Annotated in this window: 21 protein-coding genes; 6 read left to right on the forward strand and 15 right to left on the reverse strand. The window is 39.1% G+C overall.

Annotated features, from left to right (window positions below):
- Positions 1-294 precede the first annotated feature (294 nt).
- Entirely contained in the window at positions 295-900 is a 606-nt protein-coding gene (locus AA0Y26_RS11840; RefSeq protein WP_413361875.1) for a DedA family protein, read from the reverse strand.
- Positions 901-1,289: 389 nt separating this feature from the next.
- On the opposite strand from AA0Y26_RS11840, the gene AA0Y26_RS11845 reads away from it, so the two are divergent.
- Positions 1,290-1,637: a PadR family transcriptional regulator gene (locus AA0Y26_RS11845; RefSeq protein WP_413361877.1), complete on the forward strand. Its 348-nt coding sequence runs from the start codon at positions 1,290-1,292 to the stop codon at positions 1,635-1,637.
- A complete protein-coding gene (locus AA0Y26_RS11850; protein ID WP_413361879.1) occupies positions 1,624-2,619 on the forward strand; it encodes an HAAS signaling domain-containing protein in 996 nt (331 codons plus the stop codon). Before AA0Y26_RS11845 ends, AA0Y26_RS11850 begins: the two co-directional genes overlap by 14 nt.
- A 152-nt stretch (positions 2,620-2,771) precedes the next feature.
- On the opposite strand, the gene AA0Y26_RS11855 is transcribed toward AA0Y26_RS11850, so the two are convergent.
- The 12 genes from AA0Y26_RS11855 to AA0Y26_RS11910 all read right to left on the reverse strand — a co-directional run bounded on the left by AA0Y26_RS11855 (position 2,772) and on the right by AA0Y26_RS11910 (position 11,425).
- Positions 2,772-3,710 carry a ring-cleaving dioxygenase gene (locus AA0Y26_RS11855; RefSeq protein WP_413361881.1) on the reverse strand — a complete coding sequence of 313 codons (939 nt, stop codon included), beginning with the start codon at positions 3,708-3,710 and terminating at the stop codon, positions 2,772-2,774.
- A gap of 417 nt (positions 3,711-4,127) precedes the next feature.
- Positions 4,128-4,688 (reverse strand): TVP38/TMEM64 family protein, encoded by a 561-nt coding sequence (locus AA0Y26_RS11860; RefSeq protein WP_413361883.1) that lies wholly within the window; start codon positions 4,686-4,688, stop codon positions 4,128-4,130.
- A 36-nt stretch (positions 4,689-4,724) separates the two neighbouring features.
- Positions 4,725-5,795 carry a TlpA family protein disulfide reductase gene (locus tag AA0Y26_RS11865; RefSeq protein ID WP_413368181.1) on the reverse strand — a complete coding sequence of 357 codons (1,071 nt, stop codon included), beginning with the start codon at positions 5,793-5,795 and terminating at the stop codon, positions 4,725-4,727.
- A gap of 318 nt (positions 5,796-6,113) precedes the next feature.
- A complete protein-coding gene (locus tag AA0Y26_RS11870) occupies positions 6,114-6,809 on the reverse strand; it encodes a DsbA family protein (protein WP_413361885.1) in 696 nt (231 codons plus the stop codon).
- Positions 6,810-6,818: 9 nt separating this feature from the next.
- Positions 6,819-7,604 (reverse strand): sulfite exporter TauE/SafE family protein, encoded by a 786-nt coding sequence (locus AA0Y26_RS11875; protein WP_413361887.1) that lies wholly within the window; start codon positions 7,602-7,604, stop codon positions 6,819-6,821.
- Positions 7,605-7,721: 117 nt separating this feature from the next.
- Entirely contained in the window at positions 7,722-7,949 is a 228-nt protein-coding gene (locus AA0Y26_RS11880; RefSeq protein ID WP_413361889.1) for a sulfurtransferase TusA family protein, read from the reverse strand.
- An 88-nt stretch (positions 7,950-8,037) separates the two neighbouring features.
- Complete coding sequence (locus AA0Y26_RS11885; protein ID WP_413361891.1) at positions 8,038-9,165, reverse strand: MBL fold metallo-hydrolase; 1,128 nt, start codon at positions 9,163-9,165, stop codon at positions 8,038-8,040.
- 116 nt (positions 9,166-9,281) lie between these two features.
- The gene (locus AA0Y26_RS11890; RefSeq protein WP_413361893.1) at positions 9,282-9,677 is read right to left on the reverse strand and encodes a DsrE/DsrF/DrsH-like family protein; all 396 of its coding nucleotides are present in this window, start codon (positions 9,675-9,677) and stop codon (positions 9,282-9,284) included.
- A gap of 13 nt (positions 9,678-9,690) precedes the next feature.
- Positions 9,691-10,248: a sulfurtransferase TusA family protein gene (locus tag AA0Y26_RS11895; protein ID WP_413361895.1), complete on the reverse strand. Its 558-nt coding sequence runs from the start codon at positions 10,246-10,248 to the stop codon at positions 9,691-9,693.
- Positions 10,249-10,287: 39 nt separating this feature from the next.
- Positions 10,288-10,584 carry a rhodanese-like domain-containing protein gene (locus AA0Y26_RS11900; RefSeq protein ID WP_413361897.1) on the reverse strand — a complete coding sequence of 99 codons (297 nt, stop codon included), beginning with the start codon at positions 10,582-10,584 and terminating at the stop codon, positions 10,288-10,290.
- A 12-nt stretch (positions 10,585-10,596) separates the two neighbouring features.
- The gene (locus tag AA0Y26_RS11905; RefSeq protein ID WP_413361899.1) at positions 10,597-10,938 is read right to left on the reverse strand and encodes a rhodanese-like domain-containing protein; all 342 of its coding nucleotides are present in this window, start codon (positions 10,936-10,938) and stop codon (positions 10,597-10,599) included.
- A gap of 10 nt (positions 10,939-10,948) precedes the next feature.
- Positions 10,949-11,425 (reverse strand): DsrE/DsrF/DrsH-like family protein, encoded by a 477-nt coding sequence (locus AA0Y26_RS11910; protein ID WP_413361901.1) that lies wholly within the window; start codon positions 11,423-11,425, stop codon positions 10,949-10,951.
- Between the two features lie 677 nt (positions 11,426-12,102).
- Here AA0Y26_RS11910 and AA0Y26_RS11915 point away from each other — a divergent pair.
- Genes AA0Y26_RS11915 through AA0Y26_RS11925 form a run of 3 tightly spaced genes read left to right on the forward strand, consistent with a single transcriptional unit; the run spans position 12,103 to position 13,982 of the window.
- Complete coding sequence (locus AA0Y26_RS11915) at positions 12,103-12,333, forward strand: helix-turn-helix transcriptional regulator (protein ID WP_413361903.1); 231 nt, start codon at positions 12,103-12,105, stop codon at positions 12,331-12,333.
- Positions 12,334-12,335: 2 nt separating this feature from the next.
- The gene (locus AA0Y26_RS11920; protein ID WP_413361905.1) at positions 12,336-12,638 is read left to right on the forward strand and encodes a hypothetical protein; all 303 of its coding nucleotides are present in this window, start codon (positions 12,336-12,338) and stop codon (positions 12,636-12,638) included.
- Between the two features lie 36 nt (positions 12,639-12,674).
- Complete coding sequence (locus AA0Y26_RS11925) at positions 12,675-13,982, forward strand: serine hydrolase (protein ID WP_413361907.1); 1,308 nt, start codon at positions 12,675-12,677, stop codon at positions 13,980-13,982.
- Positions 13,983-14,368: 386 nt separating this feature from the next.
- Here the strand turns inward: AA0Y26_RS11925 and AA0Y26_RS11930 are convergent, their stop codons facing one another.
- Complete coding sequence (locus tag AA0Y26_RS11930; RefSeq protein WP_413361909.1) at positions 14,369-14,752, reverse strand: VOC family protein; 384 nt, start codon at positions 14,750-14,752, stop codon at positions 14,369-14,371.
- A gap of 171 nt (positions 14,753-14,923) precedes the next feature.
- Positions 14,924-15,247, reverse strand: coding sequence for a cytochrome bd oxidase small subunit CydS (gene cydS / locus AA0Y26_RS11935; RefSeq protein ID WP_413361911.1), 324 nt, complete (start codon positions 15,245-15,247; stop codon positions 14,924-14,926).
- Positions 15,248-15,509: 262 nt separating this feature from the next.
- On the opposite strand from cydS, the gene AA0Y26_RS11940 reads away from it, so the two are divergent.
- A complete protein-coding gene (locus AA0Y26_RS11940) occupies positions 15,510-17,483 on the forward strand; it encodes an acetoacetate--CoA ligase (protein WP_413361913.1) in 1,974 nt (657 codons plus the stop codon).
- Position 17,484 lies beyond the last annotated feature (1 nt).

The following is a 17,484-nucleotide window of genomic DNA, read 5'->3' on the forward strand; positions in this document are numbered from 1 at the left end:
ACCACTTGAAGTAATAAAATGTTCTAACTAAGCAAAAAGAAACCGTTTTGATCAAAACTCATCATTACGGTTTCTTCTTATAAGCGGCAATAGTACGACTAGACGTGACTCCGTTGATTTGCCGGCAAGCTTACAAATTAGCTCCAAAAATCTCCACTGCTAAAGAACTCAATTTGAATTGTTATGATAACTTTTTAGAGAAATGCAAGAAACTCTAGACACACTCAAAGGTTTAACCAAGTGATCTAGAGTTTACTATACAGGCCTCTCCCTATGTTATATGTTAAATTCTCTTCATTTTCTTCTCTTATAAAACTTATAAAAAAAATAACTACCAAAGACAATGACTGGAATGAAAAGGTAATATTTATAACGGTTGAATACATCTAAAATATGGGACCAGTTATCTCCTGCCCATGCGCCGAGAACGATTAGAATTGTATTCCATAGAACAGTTCCTAAAGTGGTATACGTTAGAAATGGAATAAGAGGCATTCTAGCTACCCCGGCTGGTATAGAAATCAAGCTGCGAATGACAGGTATAAACCGACAGAAGAATACTGTAATGTATCCATGACTTTGAAACCAGTCTACCGAGCGGTCAATGTCTCTTGGCTTTAAGCGAAGGACCTTACCAGTTTTTCCGGATAACATTTTTTTGAGTACTGAAAGACTGACGAGCTTACCTAGAAAGTAAAGACAGATAGCTCCTACTACAGAGCCAATCGTCGAAGCAATAATGACTCCAATGACAGTCATATTCGTTCGGGTCGTCATGAATCCCCCAAAGGTTAATATAAATTCTGATGGAATGGGAGGAAATAAATTTTCCAGCGCGACTAAGAAAGCTACACCAAAATACCCCCAGCTATTCATTAAATCCTTGATCCATTCTTCCATTATGATTTCACTTCCTTTTGCTGCAGCATGATGTCATGAACTTGGATCGATGATACCTTTCGAGATGAACAAATGCTGTCTTATTTTCTCAAGTTTCTTCTAAAGCGATAAACTGCTTTCTTATTCGATTACCCATGATTGCAGGATAAAAACGGTATATATCTATACTCAAACATGGCTATTTTATGTCCAAGCTTCTCAAGTTAGACATCGGGGTGTAAAGAAGGGTTAGATAGCGGAATAAGTGCTGATGTAATCGCCCTATAAAACTGTAGACGGATTTTAAAATAAAAAATTTCTTAACTTTTGGTAATCCCTCACATAAATAGTGTATGAAGCATAGTATAAGTCATACAGTGTATGTCATATAGTATGGGTAGAGGTGAATTATGAATACGTTATTAAATTCCTTATTAATTGAATTGAGAAGAGGGACATTGACCTTAGCAGTGTTAAGTCAGCTGCAAATACCACGGTATGGTTATTCCCTCGTACAGTTGTTAGAACAGTCCGGTGTCATGATTGACCAGAGTACGCTATACCCTCTTCTACGAAGGTTAGAAAAGCAGGGGCTTGTAACAAGCAGCTGGGATAATTCCGATAGCAGGCCAAGAAAGTACTATGTACTAAGTGAAGAAGGGAAAACGATTTATGAGCTGTTGAAGAAGGAATGGCTGGATAATTCGAAAAAGCTGATGAATGTATTAAATGAGGAGGAGCACCATGAACCTAATTGATATATATATACAGGAAGTAACACGCAGGCTGCCTGAGAAAAACAGAGAAGATATTGCGCTCGAATTAAAGTCGACGATCGAGGATATGCTGCCCGAGGGCTATACTGATAAAAACGTTGAAACAGTGCTCGAAAAGATGGGCAGTCCGGCAGCGCTTGCCGAAGGGTACCGAGACCGTTCGAGGTACTTGATTGGACCCCGCTATTTTGACGCATATATTTCACTGCTAAAAATGATTCTGCCTATTGCAGCTACTATTTCTCTTATTGTACTTGCAGCAGAACACATTATCGGATATGACAGGGATACTTCTGTTTTAAATATGATTATCTTATTGATTGCTGAAGGAGTATGGGGAATTATTGTTGTTGGCATGCAGGTATTCTTCTGGCTAACCGTCGTTTTCGCGATTATGGAACGAGTTTATAAGTCAGATGACTCTCACCCCCTTACCCCGCACCTTACTGAATGGACAGTAGAAGACTTAAAACATACACCGCTTATCCCGAAACAAAAGGCGATTCCAAAGTATGAAGTATTCGGTGGATTAATTTGGACAGCGATTTGGGCAACAGTCTATTTCTATGCTGATCATCTTCTTGGTATTTATAGAAACGGTCCTGAGGGCCTTGAATTTATTGCCCCTGCAATGGATGAAGCAGTGCTTCTTCAATATTGGCCGATTATTCTAGTGATCATTGGTCTTGAAATTTCCTTGTCTATTTATAAATTAATCGAAAGACAATGGACGAAAGCTATGGCATGGTTTAATGCCCTGCTTCAAATTGTAGTGACTGTGGCATTTATTATGATTATTAAAAATCCAAATTTATTCAATTCTACATTTATGGATGAATTATCGGGTGTATTCGAGGTATCGGTAAGTAAATTAGAATTATGGATGATCGGGGGCAGCATTTGCGGCTTTTTAATAGCGGCGGTTATTAATATATTTGACGGCTTTCGGAAAGCAAGAAAATAACTGAATCCAAAATGAGGAGGCATACCCGTTCAAGGCATGCCTCCATTTTCTATATAGAAATAATGAACATGTTGTCGAATCTAATTTAAATAGTACAGTATTCTCGGCCACTAAAAACTTACGGATTGGCAGCCACTTTTTAATAATTAACTTTACTCAATGGGTTTTAGGTTTTGCTCAATTTCTTGACGGCGACTCTCTAAAAATGGCGGTAAATCTAATGTATCGCCAAGAGTCTCAATATTTCCGTCAATCGTAAAGCCAGGACCGTCTGTCGCAATTTCAAATAGAATACCATTTGATTCACGGAAATATAAACTCTTAAAATAAAAACGGTCAACAATCCCGGATGACTGGAATCCTCTTGCTCTTACTTGTTCGTCCCAATAGGCAAGCTCCGCATCGTCCTTTACACGAATTGCTAAATGATGAATGCTGCCGCGGCCGGGTCTTTCAGTCGGACCTTCGGCAAACTTCACGAAAATTTCTCCGAATACTTCCCCTTTGACTGATTGGAAAATAGCTTCATCTGTAGTGCGTAAAACTTCTATATAGCCAAATACCTCTGTTAAGGTTCTGGCTAATTTATCAGGCTTGCGGACAGTGATTTCTATGCTGCCCATCCCTTGAATTTGGTGTTCAACAGGAACGTCAGAGTTTTCCCACGTCTCCCAGTGCCCTACTTTTTTCCCGTCCGATACGAGGAGCACCATGCGTAATCCTTCATCATCTTCAAAATGAAGTGCAGCGCGGTTAGCGTAATTTGTAACTTCACTATGATGGACACCGTATTCATCAAACCGTGTTTTCCAGAAGACTAAACTTTCTTCTGTCGGGACAAGTAAGCCGATTTGGGTAATCGCATTTGTACCTCGGTGGGTACGTCCAACATACGGCATTTCGAAAAACGATAGCTCAGTACCTGGACTCCCTGTTTTATCCCCATAAAATAAGTGATACATGGATGGGTCGTCTTGATTGACTGTTTTTTTAACACGACGCAGCCCAAGTACTGTTCGATAGAAATAGTTATTATACTTCGCATCCTTTGTGATCATAGAGATATGATGATGCCCTGGAATTGTATACATTTAGTTCTCCTCCTTTTATTAGATTAACTACTCAAGGGAAAGGTTTAAAAGCTTCCTTTCTCGGGCGAGCGTACGAGAAGTACGATCCTGTGTTACCGTAACTTTTCGAACTAACTCACTTTGTGTTATCGACTCATAAGTGTGTATTTGAATTAACATATTACATTGTGCAGTTGTTAAATTAGCAAGTTACTCTTAAGGGTAAAGTGAGTGAGCCGCAGCCAAATGAGTGAACCCCCGATATTATGTTCCGTATTATTTATTATTCTCTTCTCGAATACCACTTTACTAATCAAATGATGAGAAGACAAGCATTTTATCTCGAATTCGAGACAATTAATTAACTGCCCTTCATCTTAAAAAACACCGCATATTGTTGAACATGTTAAAGATCAATACGCGGTGTTAATTTTCATTTTATATCTTTCCTTGAGTAAAGCGGCGCCTGAGCCAGACAACAATGAGCAGCAATCCCAAAACTGCAAATAATAGAAACTGAATGTGCGTATCCAGCTGAAATACACCATAGATCACGAATGCTTCCAAAAGCAAGGCAGGGATTTTGCCTATTGTGCTGGCGATAGCAAAATGAACTGCCTTTACTCGAGAGCAAGCACTGATAAATGTAACCGCTCCAGACGGCATAAAAGGCATTAATCGAAGGGAAAAAATAAGCAGCATCGCACTTCTTCCCTCCGACTGTAACAACTGTTTAAAGTATGGATGGGTAAATTTTTTTGTTATGTTCCATTTTTGCAGTCCTTTTCGGTATAAATAAAAGCTGACGATTGCCCCAATCGCTTCTCCTATGATAGAGAGTATTAAACCGAATGCAAACCCAAAGGTGCCTAAATTGACAACGGTAATAAATGTACTTGGCAGCACACCGGCAATACTAATGAAAATGTTTAATAATATGCTAATTAGAATAGCAATTAGCAAGTTTATTTCAAATAGTTCAAATAATATTGTTTCCATGATGCTATTATAACAATAATTTTAAATATAAGCGTGTTATTGTACTGTATTCTTTTCTAAATAGATTTCCAGTAGTTTAAAAAGAACAGCCTCACTGACAGGACCGACTATGCGTTCTAGCTCCTGCCCATTTTCATTTAGTATGACTGTTGTTGGAATTGATAGAATGTCAAAATTTATTCCGACCTGGTCTTTTTCATCCAAAAGAATCGGATAAGTTACATGATACTTTTTGATAAACCGGGAAAGTGCAGCTTCCCCATCATCCCTGGCAGTTAGATTAACGCCTATAAGCTCTACCTGTTCCGGCAACCGTTCAGCGAAGGATTGCAGGTGCGGCATTTCTGCTTTGCACGGTGGACACCACGTCGCAAAGAAATTTACGATGGTGATTTTGTTTCTTTTTTCTTTTAAGTTATATACTTCGCCTGTTTTCGTTTCCAGTGAAATTTCAGTTCTTTCAGTCGCTTCCGTTTTTCTATTGAACTCTACGTCTCCAAGCAGCACACCTGTTAATCCTGCTATAAGACCGAGTGCGAATAACTGCTTTCGTTGTGCTTGATTGACCATTATTATTTTTAATAAAAAGAAAAGAATAAAAGTAACGAGAAGTCCATCATTCCATGTATATTGCCATATAAGAAGAAGAACGTGAAAAAGCCAGATGGATTGATAATTTTTCCACATCGCAGCTATAAGTAAAGCAATCCATAATACTGCGAGTAACCATTGCTGCGTGAATAGAGTAAATACTACTTGATAGATCGCAAGGAAACGAAGCCATAGTTGCCACATTGTAGAGATGGATAGGCTTTGCCGTTTCTTCCAAATATACATACATAATACAAGTACAGCGATGAGGTGCCCTTTTATGCCGCCATCGAAATAGAGGAGAGACATCGGTGCCTGTATAAAAGAGTCCCAGAAGAGCAGTACATAACTCCCCTTCCATACGGCGATATAAAGCCAGAATATTGTATCGAGACTCTTCTTACAGGAGTCGCCAAGCTTTCTGCTAATCCATTCAAGGGACAGAATGGCAGCGAAGAAAGCAATCCAGGAGATAGGTATATTAATTGAACTAATCGAGAAGTATTCCATTTGCATCACCTACAAAAAGCAGGATAAGCAACTTGCCCATCCTGCCTATTTTCTATCTAAAACTATATTGTGTCACAACCGGCTCACGCTTTTCAACTTGATTTCTACACTATTTCCCACAGTGTGATTCCTAGGAAAGAGCATGGGGTATTCGGGGTTCATAAGTACAATGCGGTCACTATTTTCTACATTTCCACTTACATACTAAGTAAAAAAATTGGACAAAGGAATATTCCGCATTTTTCAACCACGATGCTTTGTACGTACCCGTCTAGACAACGGATAAGCACAGCTGGAGAATCACAATCTGCCGACCTCCTGCTACTAAAATTTACAGCCATCCGGCCCGCACACATCATCGCCACCTGCGATATTTAGCTTTTGATCTGCCGCTTCCTTTGCCTGCTTCAATGTTCTAGTAAAAACTTCGAGAGGCTCAGCCCCGATAATGCCGTATTTGTTTTCGAATACAAAGAACGGCACACTTTGTACTTGCAGCTGCTGTATTTCATATCGATCCTTTGCTAGGTCTTCGGCAAACCGGTTGCTCTCTATTACGGATTTCGCCTCCTCTCCAGGCAAGCCGACTGATTTAGCTATCTGGACAAGCGCAGAAGAATCATTTACATTCAGACCATTTGTAAAATACCCATTCATCATCGCCTCAATAAAAGCTGCTTCTTTTTCGTATTTACGCGCCCATTTAGATAAGCGGTGGGCATTTTCTGTATTTCCAATTTTCATTTTTTCAAAATCATACATCAATCCTACTTCGTTCGCACGCTCTTGAATAGAGGAAGTCATCGTTTCGATCTCTTCACGTGTAGATTCATAGTTCTCCATCATACCTTCATAAAATGACTTTGTTTCTGTTTTTGAAGAGTTCGGATTTAATTGATAAGACTTGTATTCAATATGAATCTCTTTTTCTAATCCTGATTCATGAATTGCTTGTTCCAAGCGCTTTTTTCCGATATAACAAAACGGACATGCAAAGTCTGAAAAGATTTCAATTTTCATTTTCCTCACCTACCATAAAATATCGACCCAAATTTTAACGGCCGTAGCTGCAATCATAACTGCTAATATAATTTGAAGTATCTTTGTATTTAATACCTTACCCGCTTTTGCGCCGAGTGGAGCGGCCAGTAAACTTGCAATAATCATAATGAACGCCGGCCAGTAATCAACCTGACCAGTTATAAGCTTTCCAACGCTGCCACCGATTGAAGAGATGAATGTAACGGCAAGACTTGTTGCAATTGTCATACGTGTTGGGATATGGAGCACTGTCAGCATAATCGGGACAAGCAGGAAGCCTCCTGCAGCTCCTACAATCCCCGATCCGATTCCGACTATTAAAGCAAGGACTGCAGCCAATAGTTTATTGAAGGTTACTTCACTCAGCGGTTTATCATCGACCTTTTGCTTCGGAATGAACATCATAATTGCTGCGATTAATGCAAGCGAACCGTATACAATATTGACTGCTTCTTCCGATAAAAATCCTGATCCATAGCTTCCTATAAAGCTGCCAACGAGAATGGCTCCCCCCATATAAAGAATGAGCTGCTTGTTCAAATACCCGCCTTTCCGGTATGCCCATACCCCTGCAATAGAGGCAAACAATACTTGTACGGCACTAATTCCCGATACTTCATGGGCTGTGAATGCCGCAAGCCCAAATAACGGCGGAATATATAAAAGTAAAGGATATTTAATAATCGAACCACCGACACCCAGCATTCCTGATAAAAAGGACCCTATGAAACCAAGTGCAAAGATGACGATGATATACGTTAATGACAAATCCATCTATTTTCCTTCTTTCTGTTTGAGAGAGTTATTTCATGAAATAAACGAAGAGTTCTCACTCAATGGTCGTATCTAGTAGAAAAGCGAGTAGTTGCTGCTACTCGCCAATCCAGTGGACTATGCTTTTTGAATATAGAAAGTAAGTACACCTGCTGCTTCTTTTTGCTCTAAAATTGTGTGCCCTCCTGCTTTTGCCCAGGCGGCAAAATCATTTAATGCCCCCTTGTCTGTAACAAACACTTCCAGAACTTCACCTGAGTTAATTGAGTCAATTGCTTTTTTAGTTTTTACGATTGGCATTGGACATGCGAATCCTTTAGCGTCTAATGTTTTTGTCACCTTCATTGTAGTTCCCTCTTTTTCTCGTTTATTTTAAAGCCATGTCGGCGGTCATACAGCCTCTGCCACAGGACGTGGCAGAGGCTGCTCACTTTTAGCGGACGGCACAGCGGTTCGGACCAATTTCCATTTCCGTTAATTCATCATTATCCGGCGTAATTTTCCCCATATTCACCTGCCGAATCTGTTGATACGCGTTTGGTTGTGGCGGCAGATTATCTGTCACGGTTTTACGGAACTCTGCCTCGTCTTCTATATTTAAACCGTGATTTTCTGCAAAAAGATCACCGAGACGTTTTGCTACTGTCCCATCTTCATTCAGCTCTTCTATAATCATGAAGTGAGCTGGAAGGACAACTAAGTCTTCTGCTAATTCACGGTAACGAGTGTAAAGCGTCTCCCGTAAGTCGCCAACCCAGTCTTCAGCAAGCCCTGCCAAGTCGGGACGCCCAATTGAATCGATAAACAGAATGTCCCCAGTCAGCAAATATTGTGAATCAATTACAAATGATGTTGAACCAATTGTGTGACCAGGAGAGTATAGAGCCCCTACCTCAATTTGGGATGCGCCAAGTGTAACTGTTAAGCCTTCTGTAAGCGGTGTATACTCATATACCACTTCTTCAGCGTCTTTTGGCGGCAGATAATATGCTGCACCAGTTTGCTCTGCAATATGTCGGCCGCCTGAAATGTGATCTGCATGTAAATGTGTATCAAATACATGTTTGATTTCCACGCCTTTTTCTTCCGCAAAGTTCGTGAACACATCAGTAAACCGTACTGCATCTATGATAGCTGCTTCCCCTTCAGAGATGGCCATATAAGACAAACAGCCTTTACCTAGTCTTACGAATTGATATAATTCACCGCCATTAGCTAGCTCCCCAACCTTAATAGGCTCAAGGTACATGGACCACGACTTCATGCCGCCCTCTAGATAAAACGCATCACGCCCTGCATCGGAAATCATTTCTGCCACCATGAGCGAAGAGCCCTCCTTGGCACATACAACTAAAACCTCTTTATCAGCAGGTATTTTATCTATGATTTCTTCCACACCATCCAATAAATTAAAGTAGGGAATGTTTAAGTAGTCGAATTTGTGCCCTTCTATTTTCCAGTCTTCATAAGCATCCGTATTACGTACATCCAAAATGAATAACTCTTTGTTTTCAATTACTTTTCGCGCCACTTGTGCGGCCGTCATTTTATTAACCGTCATTCCATTACCCCCTAAGGTATTGATTTTATTAATTTTTTTGCAGGGAATACTAAATCCCTGCACACTTTTTCTTAAAGACGATTTGTTGTGAACAATAACTGATTAGATTAATAATTTTAGAACGTTAATGCAGGTGATGCATCTTTTGCATATTCAAGAAATGTAACCGCTCCGCCTACTTCGATACCAGTAACAAAATCTTCTTTTGAGAGGCCCATGATATCCATTGTCATTTGACAAGCGATAAATTTAACACCTAGTTCTCCTGCCACTTCTACAAGCTGAGGAATATTAGGTACTTGAGCTTTTTCGAAGCCTTCTGCAAAATGTTCTTTGCCAGCAGGCATTTCTAAATTATACATAGCTTGTTTATGAATCAGATTCAATCCATCGAATGTAAAGAAGATGGCGACTTCCTTCTCAGAAGCAGCTGCTGCTGTGGCAATATTGAATACTTTGTATGCATCAAACAATCCTCCAGTAGATGCAATAATTGCGACTTTATTTGACATAAAAACTACCTCCTTATATCTCTTTTGATAATTCTCCGTTCCAGCCACTCATGCCCGGCAGAACATTATACACGTTTGTGAATCCTTTTTCGGCTAACATTTGTGCAGCCAAGTCTGAGCGTGTACCTGTACGACAAATGACGTAAATTTCCTGTTCTTTATCAAGATCAGCTAAACGCTTTTCCAATTCACCCATTGGAATTGATTTAGCACCTGGAATATGACCAAATGCATATTCAGCTGCTTCACGTACGTCTAGAATAAGACCATTACGTGCAGTAATTTCCTCGTTTGAAATTGTTTGTTCAAATGCCTTTTCAATGAAATCACTGTTTTCTGCAGAACATTTGCGGATATAGTGGTAAAGTACACCGCCTTCTTCTTTTGTACCGATATATTGATGACCCACTGTTTTTGCCCAAGCTGCTAAGTCAGCTGTTGATCCTTTATCAGTAGTCTGAATCTCTAATACCTGGCCTTCGGCAACATCATTCATTGCTTTTTTTGTTCTGACAATTGGCATTGGGCAAGCAAGACCTTTTGCATCTAATTGGATATCTGATTTAATCATTCAAAAACCCCCGTAGGTATTATTTTTATCAAAAATTTTTTATTTCACTTCGCCTTCCCAAGCAAGCATTCCACCTGTCATGTTTGCAGCATTAAATCCTTCAGCTTCAAGGAAAGCTGTCGCTTGGCCGCTTCGTGCTCCTGAACGACATACCATGATGTATGATTTGCTTTTATCTAACTCATTCAACCGCTCAGGCAATGTACCTAACGGAATATTTACGATCCCAGGAATATGACCTTCCTGTACTTCTGCAGCTTCTCGTACATCAATAAGATGCAATTGCTCGCCGGATTCAAGATATTCTTGCACTTTGATTGTTGTAATTTCTTTCATTTTCATTTCCTCCTAATATGCATTCATTCCGCCACGGACATTTGTTACTTTTTCATAGCCTAATTTTTTCAGCTGTTTACACGCATTGCCTGAGCGAATACCGCTTTGGCAAATCACTACAATCTCTTTATCCTTCGGCAGCTTGGTATAGTCACTGCCGAGCGGCATGTTTCTAAATTGCTTAATACTGCGTGATTTATACTCTGCAGATGTTCGAACATCGATAAAAACCTTGTCTTTATCATTCCACATCCCTTTTAATTCTGCTGCTGAAATTGAATTAATCCCTTTACCCGGCTTTATCCGCCAAACAAAGAAGGCAATCATTACAACCATGATGATCAAAGTTTCCATTGCTTTCTCCTTAAATGAACAGGTTTACGTTGCCGTCTTCCGCATCTGCTAAATAAGCGGCTACCCCTGCATATTCAACCCCATCAAGCAGTTCTTCTTTCTGAAGACCTAATAAATCCATTGTCATCGTACACGAAACTAATTTGATGTCCTGCTCTTGTGCCATCTCGATTAACTGGGTCAATGATAGTACATTATGCTTTGCCATAACATGCTTGATCATTTGTGGGCCCATCCCTGCCATCTGCATTTTGGAAATACCCAGCTTCTCGGCACCCCTTGGCATCATTTTGCCAAACATTTTCTCCAGAAAGCCCTTCTTCACTTGTACAGGCTGTTGCTTCCGTAGAGCATTGATTCCCCAAAATGTGTGAAAAATTGTTACTTCATGATCATAAGCAGCTGCCCCATTCGCAATGATATAAGCAGCCATCGCCTTATCGTAATCTCCACTAAATAACACGATCGTCGTTCTTTTCTTCTCCATTTGAATATCAGTTACCTCCTAGGGTATTATTTTTGCGGAAAAATATAGCCGATTTGATCGGCTTTTCATTACCAGCTCCATAGGCTGTATAATGGCTTCATCTCCCCTGGTATCTTTCTATCTAGATACAAATTAGCAGACTTTCGGTTGCTGTGACATTAATGGCGCGAGATGACTTCCCTAAAATCTTTCTCCTTAATCCGAAGTTCTGCATGCAGCTGTCCTTTAATGCGAGTTACATGATGAATTGCTTTTGCACCATCTCTTATAAATGCTCACCCTTTTATCAAAGTCTCAGGTATTGCTTACGTGCTTCATGATATACCCCATAGGGTAATATGTCAACCTATTTCTTTTTCTTGCTGCAATTTGTATTAGATTTTCAACCAGGACTGTTTGCCGCTACAACACATTAACTCGCTTCAGCTAGAAATTATGCTAAGTAAAACGTTATATAGTAATCTTCCTGATTTAGTTCATGCACAGTAAAAAAGGATATTTATTTTTAGAAAAATTTACTTTGTATAACGTTTTCCTTAACCTTTTTTTTGATTTCCAGCCTAACATGGTTCCATGTATTACCCAACTAAAGTAATTTATCTTTTACTTAATGTAAAAAATACTTTACTATAAGTAAGAAATATATTACATTGTTATTTGATAAGAGGTGATCGTAGATGCCATTAAATAGAGAGAGAATAATTCACAACCGAATTGTTGTATTGAGAGCGGAAAGAGGTTTATCTCAAAAAGAGTTAGCAGATCAATTAGGCATTAGCCGCCAAACAATCATTTCCCTTGAGAAAAATCGTTATAACCCTTCTTTAAAGTTAGCATTTGAAATTGCATTATTGTTTGGCGTAGAACTACAAGAAGTTTTTCAATATGATTTTGAAAAGGAGCGTTAACTATGGATGTTTTCATTGCTATTTTGCGTATTCTTTATGTACTTATTTTCTTTATTGCCATTTTTGTTGTATTGAAATTTGAAGTAGGAGAAGAAAGCAAAGACGAACGTGGAAAAAGTATATCAAATAAATCTTATGGGCTTGTATTCCCTCTGCTTCCACTAGGTTGGTTAGGGATTGAGTTATATGACCAATTTATTCTCCAACTTAATTATGATACGTATAAATTAGTTATTTGGTTTTTAATTACCGGATTGATGATTTTTCATGCAACAAACATTTCGATATTAAAGCGAAAATATTAAATCATATTTTTGTAAATAGAGAGAGGACGGTTGTGGATGAATAGTTGGGCATGGATTGGATTGTTAGGAATTGTTTTTTTTACGGTGTTACCATTAGTTAATCAAAAAAATAGGTCCGCTGTGGAAATACGAAAAGCAATTGTAACGGTTGGAAGTGTCATTGGAATTATCATTGCCGTATCATTTTTTAATGTAAATTATGTTGTAGCTTTACTATTTGGATTCCTTGCAATGATTTTATTAGATCGTAAAACATATACAAAGAAAAGATTATCCATTTATGGCTTACTGCTGCTTGTAGCTGGAATCACAGCTTATGCAATATTCCGGGACAATCCTGATTATGTACTAAAACATTTAAAAGAAAATCCGCAAAGCTCTTCTCTATATCTAGCTGAAAATCGTACACCACTTATTACGTACCAATCTGATATTGTACGACCATTAGCAAGTACAGTCAAAATACTAATTGCTGTTGAATATGCCATGCAAGTAGATACAAACATCATTCAGAGGAATCACACCGTATCATTAGATGAATTAAACCGCTATTATTTAAAAAATTCAGATGGCGGAGCTCATGAAGCATGGTTAAGCACCATGAAAAGTGAGGGGAAAATAAAAAATCATGAAGTATCACTCCATGATGTAGCAAAAGGTATGATTACATACAGTTCAAATGCCAACACAGATTATTTAATCAACAAGCTTGGCATTGATTCTATCAATGCACGCGCAGCAGCATTAGGCATTTCACAACATGAGGACTTTTATCCAATTGTCAGCGCGCTCCTCATTCCAGGCCATATTCAAAAGGAAGATATGGACGAGAAAGAATTAGTAAATAAACTCGAAGAGCTGTCTATCGATGACTACCGTTCTTTATCTGAGCAATTAAGTCAAGACATGAAAACAGGTGCACTTAACGTAAATGATATAACATTTGATTTGTCTCCCGACCTACAAAGGGTATGGTCAGATCGCTTAATTGGTGCTTCCGCAGATGATTATGGTAAATTACTTGCTATCATTTCAAATGACGAGTTACCGAATGTTGCCGCTGAAACGATAAGAGATTTACTGGAATGGCCGATGCAATTAAACAAGGATAATCATAAGCGTTTTGCTCATATTGGCGCAAAAGGGGGATCTACGATGTTCGTTCTAAACAACGCAATGTATGCTGAAAACCTTGACGGCAATCAATATGAACTAGTCATTCTAAACGATGATCTTAATTTCATCGAACGTTTATTGTTAAGTAATAATCTCAATTCGTTTGAGTCAAAGGTATTTAGTAGTAAAGATTATCGTATGAAAGTACTGAAAGAGCTATCTGATTGAAAACTTAACGTAATAAGAACTTAGCCTTTTATGTATTTTGATACCCCTACTTAGGACAAGAGTTTTACTGTATTTAATGCTGATATTCCAAAATTCCAAATATATTATAATGTTTTTTTAGTAATTAGCAGCTATTTTTGTGATTTGGTATTTACTAAAAAAGAATAGAGCGAGCTCCCCTTTTATCATGCTCGCTTTATTTTTCACTTAAATTTCCCCATATATCAATGTGGGAGTCATTCATACCATGCATTAGCATAAAATTAATATATGTGATTCACTTCTTATTTAAGAATATACAAGAAAAACCGAAATCTACTCTTTTTACAGATAGGAAATTCCGGATCAACTTTTTATAATCAATACGACTTTATTTCAAAACTACACTATTCCATAGAAGTGCAAATTTCAATGTAATGTCCATCTGGATCAGCTACGTATGCAACAGTCTGGCCCCATGGCTTAGTCACAGGCTCTTTAATAACCGGTACATCGAGAGCACGGAGCTTGTCAATTGTCGCAGGGACATCCTCTACAATAAATCCGATTTCGAGAGTTTGGGTTGAAAAAGGCGATTCAGGTACATCTAGTCCAATTTCTTCTTTAACAGATTGGCGGGTATTAATGGAGAGCGTTATTACGCCTGTATCGAATTCAACATAAGACCCCTGTTGCATTTTGACAGGCAATCCTAAAATATCTTTGTAAAAATGCATCGTTTTTTCAAAATCATTTACATAAAGAATGACATACTTCATCGCAAGTTTCATTTGCTTCATCCTCACCTTTTATATTATAAACTTTAAAATGCGCTTATTTATCCATTAGTATAATAAATCCACTCAGGAATTGGGCTAATTTACTACTAATCCGCTTGAGCAACTACTTAATTACTGCGGTTCAAAATGATTAAAGGAGTCTCCACCTCTTTCGTTTGCTGGCTAACCAGCTTCTATACCTTCCTGTTCATGCTTCTTCCATTTATAATAGTTATAAGATAACTGGGCAAAAAAGAGTGTCAGTAAGAATAACCAGACGAGAATCTTTTCCCGGATATCTATCTCAATAAAAACTGTAAAAGCGACAAGAATCAGTAAGACCACAGGCAGCGTCCATAGTGTTCGAATCACTTTTCTTCTGTAGCTAAGACCGTAATAAACAAATGCAAAACCTTTGTCTTTTTTCTTTTTCTTTCGATACAAGAATGAAAAAGCTATACTTATTACTAAAACTAAGAAAGGCGCTATCATGAAATATCCTAGCATATGCATTCTCCTTTCGAAGTAATAATATTTATTATTATACAATATCTGGATTACGAGTTCATCCCACCGACTACCTAGATTTCTGTATGTCGGCGGGTAATCATAAAAATAAGCTGCTCATTTTACTTTTTCTAGGTGAAGTCTTTCTTCCTTTGATTCTACAAGGAGCGTTTGATTTCCCTGCTTCTTTATGGTATCTTTCGTGTGAATTCTCTGATATTTACACGCATTTATATATTTTGTTTTCCAGGGGGATGACAGTATGAGTACAACAATTGATGGAAGAATTCTTTGGCAGCCAACGAACAAAGATATTGCAAATAGTAACCTCACCCATTTTCAATATTGGCTGAAGGAGCATAAACAGCTGGACTTTTCCTCAGTTCAAGCGCTATGGAAATGGTCAACTGACGAGCTTGAAACATTTTGGGCATACGTTTGGGAGTACGGGGAAATCAAAGCAAGCACTCCTTATAAGGAAGTCCTTTCTGAGCGGGAGATGCCGGGTGCCAACTGGTTCAAGGGGGCACATTTAAATTATGCTGAGCATAGCTTCCGAAAAGCAGCACCTGAGAAGACAGCTCTCATCTTCCAATCCGAGCATAAAGAATATACAGAGGTTTCTTGGGGTGAACTCCAACAAAAGACGGCTGCAGTTGCCCAGTATTTAAAAGAGCAAGGGGTAACAAAAGGCGATCGGGTTGTTGCCTATATGCCAAACCTTCCTGAGACAGTAATCGTCTTTCTAGCTTGCGCAAGCATCGGTGCCATTTGGTCAAGCTGTTCCCCGGACTTTGGATCAAACAGTGTTATTGATCGATTTAAACAGATTGACCCCGTCTTTTTATTTACGATTGATGGTTACCAATATAATGGACAGCTGCATAGTAAGAAGGAAGTCATAGAGCGCATTCAGCACGAGGTTCCGAGTATTCGGGAAACCATTTTGATCCCTTATATGAACTGTTTTCCGCTTGCTGAGCTTTTAAATACGACAAGCTGGGATGAGATAATGGAACGTGAAGCAGAGCTTTTCTTTGAACAAGTACCATTTGATCATCCGCTATGGATTCTGTACTCCTCTGGGACAACCGGGCTGCCAAAGCCAATTGTACATGGACATGGCGGTATCCTTATTGATCAGATTAAGACGCTCATGATTGAACAGAATTTGACGGAGAATGATCGCATGTTCTGGTTTACAACAACAGGCTGGATGATGTGGAACTTACTGCTCGGCGGACTCGTTGCGGGATCGACAATTGTTCTATATGATGGCAGCCCCTCCTACCCTAATTTAGGCGTCCTATGGGAGTATGTGAATAAATCAGAAACCACACTGTTTGGTACAAGCGCTGCTTATATTGATGTGTGTATGAAGTTTGGTTACAAGCCTAATGAGCATTTCTCTCTCTCAAGTCTCCATTCAATTTTAGCAACCGCTTCCCCGCTGACAGCGAATGCTTTTATATGGGTTTATGAAAACGTGAAGGATAACATTTGGCTGGCATCTACAAGTGGAGGAACAGATGTATGTACAGCGTTTGTCGGAGGTTCACCAGTACTGCCGGTGCGCGCAGGTATCATTCCTACACGTACATTAGGCGCAAAAGTGGAAGCGTATGATGATCATGGCAACCCCCTATTCAATGATGTAGGGGAGCTTGTTGTAACAGCGCCAATGCCATCTATGCCGCTGTTCTTATGGAATGATAAGGATAACGAACGATATCTGGAAAGTTACTTTGAAATATATCCAAACATTTGGCGGCACGGTGATTGGATTCAGATAAATGATGATGGCAGTTGTATCATTTATGGACGTTCGGATTCAACAATTAACCGCTCTGGGCTGCGTATGGGTACGAGTGAAATTTATAAAATCATTGAAGCGATTCCTGAAATCCTAGAGAGTCTGGTTATTGACCTGGAGTACAGCGGCAAGGAATCGTTCCTTCCCCTGTTTGTCGTATTGAAGCCAGAAGCGACGCTAACAGAAGAACTGAAACAGACGATTAACAGTCGTATTCGCGAAAACCTATCCCCTCGCTTCGTGCCAGATGCCATTTACGAAATTAAGGAAGTACCAAAGACGTTAAACGGTAAGAAGCTGGAGGTTCCAGTGCGGAAAATCCTGCTTGGGAAAGATATTAATTCTTCTATTAATCGTGATGCCATGGCAAACCCAAAGTCGATACAGTATTTCATTGAACTTGCTTCTACTCTCCTACAGTAAT

Source organism: Lysinibacillus canaveralius, from assembly GCF_047301505.1.
In the GTDB taxonomy this organism is placed as follows: domain Bacteria; phylum Bacillota; class Bacilli; order Bacillales_A; family Planococcaceae; genus Lysinibacillus_B.